The sequence below is a fragment of the Rhizobium mulingense genome, from assembly GCF_029194105.1.
In the GTDB taxonomy this organism is placed as follows: domain Bacteria; phylum Pseudomonadota; class Alphaproteobacteria; order Rhizobiales; family Rhizobiaceae; genus Rhizobium; species Rhizobium mulingense.
Genome location: NZ_JARFVE010000040.1, coordinates 1 through 4,348 on the forward strand (window position 1 = coordinate 1; position 4,348 = coordinate 4,348).

4 protein-coding genes are annotated in these 4,348 nt (G+C 63.2%); all 4 read left to right on the forward strand.

Annotated features, from left to right (window positions below; genetic code table 11):
- Window positions 1-1,200: ABC transporter substrate-binding protein (locus tag PYR71_RS30445; protein WP_275621775.1), on the forward strand; the 1,200-nt coding region annotated here is incomplete at its 5' end.
- A gap of 103 nt (window positions 1,201-1,303) precedes the next feature.
- Window positions 1,304-2,257: a carbohydrate ABC transporter permease gene (locus PYR71_RS30450; RefSeq protein ID WP_275621776.1), complete on the forward strand. Its 954-nt coding sequence runs from the start codon at window positions 1,304-1,306 to the stop codon at window positions 2,255-2,257.
- Window positions 2,254-3,225 (forward strand): carbohydrate ABC transporter permease, encoded by a 972-nt coding sequence (locus tag PYR71_RS30455; protein WP_275621777.1) that lies wholly within the window; start codon window positions 2,254-2,256, stop codon window positions 3,223-3,225. The genes PYR71_RS30450 and PYR71_RS30455 overlap by 4 nt, the downstream gene beginning before the upstream one ends.
- 3 nt (window positions 3,226-3,228) lie before the next feature.
- Window positions 3,229-4,344 carry an ABC transporter ATP-binding protein gene (locus tag PYR71_RS30460; RefSeq protein ID WP_275621778.1) on the forward strand — a complete coding sequence of 372 codons (1,116 nt, stop codon included), beginning with the start codon at window positions 3,229-3,231 and terminating at the stop codon, window positions 4,342-4,344.
- Window positions 4,345-4,348: the final 4 nt, after the last annotated feature.

A 4,348-nucleotide genomic window follows, 5' to 3' on the forward strand; every position in this document is an offset into this window, starting at 1 on the left:
GCCCGCGCCGCCGACGTCAAGGAAGTGCAGATGCTGCACTGGTGGACGTCAGGCGGCGAGGCGGCGGCGTTGAACGTGTTGAAGGAGGATCTGGCGAAGGAAGGTTTTGCCTGGAAGGACGTGCCGGTTGCCGGCGGCGGCGGTGATGCGGCGATGACGGCGCTGAAGGCGATGGTTGCGGCCGGCACCTATCCGACCGCCTCGCAGATGCTCGGTTATACCGTGCTCGATTATGCCGAGGCCGGCGTCATGGGCGACCTGACCGAGACGGCGAAGAAGGAGGGCTGGGACAAGTCGGTGCCGGCGGCGCTGCAGAAGTTCTCCGTCTATGACGGCAAATGGGTCGCAGCCCCGGTCAATGTCCACTCGGTCAACTGGCTGTGGATCAACAAGGCGGTGATGGACAAGATCGGCGGCACCCAGCCGAAGAGCTTCGATGACCTGATCGCCCTGCTCGACAAGGCCAAGGCGGCCGGCGTCATCCCTTTGGCGCTCGGCGGCCAGAACTGGCAGGAAGCGACGATGTTCGATTCCATCGTGCTGTCGACCGGCGGCCCGGAATTCTACAAGAAGGCCTTCAACGACCTCGACGAGGAGGCGCTGAAGTCGGAGACGATGAAGAAGTCCTTCGACAACCTGGCGAAGATCGTCAAATACGTCGATCCGAACTTCTCCGGCCGCGACTGGAATCTGGCGACCGCCATGGTCATCAAGGGTGATGCGCTGGTGCAGGTGATGGGCGACTGGGCCAAGGGCGAATTCGTCGCCGCCAAGAAGACGCCGGACACCGACTTCCTCTGCTACCGCTTCCCCGGCACCGATGGCAGTGTCATCTACAACTCCGACATGTTCGGCATGTTCAACGTTCCCGACGACCGCAAGGCGGCGCAGGTGGCGCTGGCAACGGCGACGCTGTCGAAGAGCTTCCAGTCGGCCTTCAACGTCGTCAAGGGTTCGGTGCCGGCTCGTACCGACGTTCCCGACACCGACTTCGACGCCTGCGGCAAGAAGGGCATCGCCGACCTGAAGGCGGCCAATGAGGGCGGCACGCTGTTCGGTTCGCTCGCCCAGGGTTACGGCGCCCCGCCGGCGATCGCCAATGCCTATAAGGATGTCGTCTCGAAGTTCGTCCACGGCCAGATCAAGAGCTCCGACGAAGCCGTCAAGCAGCTCGTCCAGGCGATCGACGACGCCCGCTGAGATCAGCCGATGACAAATGCTTCCCCGTCTCTTGGGCCGGGGAAGCTTCAGGCTCCGCAGCGATCATTGCCGAGCCGAGCCTGCGGGAAGGGAGATGATATCCATGAGCACAGTTGCCACCACCGATCCGGTTCTGACCCCCGGGCGATCGACGCCGATCTCGCTGCGGGGCCGGCTGCAGGATGCGCTGCCGAAGATCGTGCTGGCGCCGAGCTTCGTCATCACCCTCATCTTCGTCTACGGCTTCATCGTCTGGACGGCCTATCTGTCGTTCACCAATTCCAAGACCTTTCCGTCTTATGCGCTGACCGGGCCACGCGCCTATCAGCGGCTGTGGCGCTGGACCTTCGAGAGCGACCCGCCGTCCTCCTGGTATACCTCGATCACCAACATGGCGATCTTCGGCTTCCTCTATGTCGGCATCTGTTTAGCACTTGGCCTGCTGCTTGCCATCCTGCTCGACCAGAAGATCCGCGGCGAGGGGCTGTTGCGCCCGATCTTCCTCTATCCGATGGCGCTCTCCTTCATCGTCACCGGGGTGGCCTGGAAGTGGTTCCTCGATCCCGGCCTCGGGCTCGAACAGACGCTGCACCACTTCGGCTGGACGAGCTTCCACTTCGACTGGATCAAGAACAAGGACTTCGTCATCTACACCGTCGTCATCGCCGGTGTCTGGCAGGCCTCGGGCTTCGTCATGGCGATGTTTCTGGCCGGCTTACGCGGCATCGACGGCGAGATCATGAAGGCGGCTGAGATCGACGGCGCCTCGCCCTTCCAGCTCTATCGCCGCATCGTCATTCCGCTGTTGCGGCCGATCTTTCTCTCCGCCTTCATCGTGCTCGCCCATATGGCGATCAAGTCCTACGACCTGGTGGTGGCGCTGACCTCGGGCGGGCCGGGCGGCTCGGCCTGGCTGCCGTCCAACTTCATGTATGAATATACCTTCAAGCGCAACGAGATGGCCGTCGGCTCGGCCAGCGCCATCATCATGCTGATGACGATCTCGGCGATCATCGTTCCCTATCTCTATTCCGAACTGAAGGAGAAGGCGCGATGAGCAGCATGACCTCTCCGATCGGCACCTCCTCATCGGCTGCGCCAGCCGCAGGAGTGGAGCGCGGCAACAGCGCCCGCTTAATCGGCCGCATCGTCATCTACGGCCTGCTGGTCGTCTTCGCCATCCTCTACCTGATGCCGCTCTTCGTCATGCTCACCACCTCGTTCAAGACGATGGACGAGATCCAGGGCGGCAACATGCTGGCGCTGCCTGAGGCCCCGACCTTCGATCCCTGGGTGAAGGCCTGGGGCGAGGCCTGCGTCGGGCTGACCTGCGCCGGCATCAAGGGCTACTTCTGGAACTCGATCAAGATGGTGGTGCCGGCGGTGGCGATCTCCACCATCATGGGGGCACTGAACGGCTATATCCTGACCAAATGGCGTTTCCCCGGCCATACGCTGGTGTTCGGGCTGATGCTGTTTGCCTGCTTCATCCCGTTCCAGTCGGTGCTCTTGCCGATGGCCACCATTCTCGGCTCGCTCGGCCGCTTCGGCGTCACCCTGCAGAACGCCACCGGCCTTTCCTTCGGCTTCGGCAATTCGACGGTCAACCTGGTCTTCGTCCATGTCGTCTACGGCTTGGGCTTCACCACGCTGTTCTTCCGCAATTTCTACGAGGCTTTCCCGACCGAGCTGGTGCGGGCCGCCCAGGTCGACGGCGCCAGCTTCTTCCAGATCTTCCGCCGCATCATGCTGCCGAACTCGCTGCCGATCATCGTCGTCACCGTCATCTACCAGTTCACCAATATCTGGAACGACTTCCTGTTTGCCTCGGCCTATGCCGGCACCGGTGATTCCATGCCGATGACGGTGGCGCTCAACAATGTCGTCAACACCTCGACCGGGGTGGTCGAATACAATGTCAACATGGCGGCGGCGATGATCGCGGCCGTTCCGACGCTCATCGTCTATATCCTCGCCGGCCGCTACTTCGTGCGCGGTCTGATGGCGGGCGCAGTCAAAGGGTAAGTCATGGCCTTCCTGGAAATCTCCGGTCTCAGAAAGCGCTTCGGCGCCGTCGACATCCTCAAGGGCATCGACCTCGAACTCGAAAAGGGCGGCTTCCTGGTGCTGGTCGGCCCGTCCGGCTGCGGCAAGTCGACCCTGCTCAACACCATTGCCGGGCTGGAGACGATCACGTCGGGCGATATCCGGATCGACGGGCGCGCCATCAACGGCCTGCATCCCTCCAAGCGCGACATCGCCATGGTGTTCCAGTCCTATGCGCTCTATCCGAACATGACGGTGGCCGGCAACATCGCCTTCGGCATGGAGATCCGCGGCGTGCCGAAGGAGGAGCGGGCCAAGGCGATCAAACAGGTCTCCGACATGCTGCAGATCGGCCATCTGCTCGACCGCAAGCCGTCGCAGCTGTCCGGCGGCCAGCGCCAGCGCGTCGCCATGGGCCGGGCGCTGGTGCGCAATCCGCAGGTCTTCCTGTTCGACGAGCCGCTCTCCAATCTCGACGCCAAGCTGCGCGTCGACATGCGCACCGAGATCAAGCGGCTGCACCAGCGCATGGGCACCACCTTCGTCTATGTCACCCACGACCAGATCGAGGCGATGACGCTGGCGACCAAGATCGCCGTGCTGAAGGACGGCGTGCTGCAGCAGTTCGGCACGCCGGCCGAGATCTATAACAGCCCGGCCAATCTCTTCGTCGCCGACTTCATGGGATCGCCGGCGATGAACCTGCTCAACGCCACCGTCGAGGCCGGCGCGTCCGGGCTTGCCGTTGCACTCGAGCGGCCGAACGGCGCGCCGCTGCGATTGCCTGTTGTTGCCGGCAATCACGGCCTCGCGGCCTATGCCGGCAAGCAGGTGATCTTCGGTATCCGCCCGGAGGCCTTGACCGATCCGGATGGCGCCGACCGCAAGGCGCGCTCACTGACCGAGGACGATTGCCTGATCGAAGTCGTCGAACCGGCCGGCTCCGACACCTTCGCCGTCACCAAGCTCGGCGGCAAATCCGTCGTCGCCCGCCTGCGCGCCGATGCCGGCATCGCGCCGGGACAAAATACCCGCCTTGCCTTCAATCTCGACAAGGCCGTGTTCTTCGATCCAGACAGCCAGATGCGGATCGCGTGATGGC

Bases quoted from the DNA above. Each gene is read 5' to 3' on its own strand.
- PYR71_RS30450 (WP_275621776.1), top strand. From the start codon at position 1,304: ATGAGCACAGTTGCCACCACCGATCCGGTTCTGACCCCCGGGCGATCG.
- PYR71_RS30460 (WP_275621778.1), top strand. From the start codon at position 3,229: ATGGCCTTCCTGGAAATCTCCGGTCTCAGAAAGCGCTTCGGCGCCGTC.
- PYR71_RS30455 (WP_275621777.1), top strand. From the start codon at position 2,254: ATGAGCAGCATGACCTCTCCGATCGGCACCTCCTCATCGGCTGCGCCA.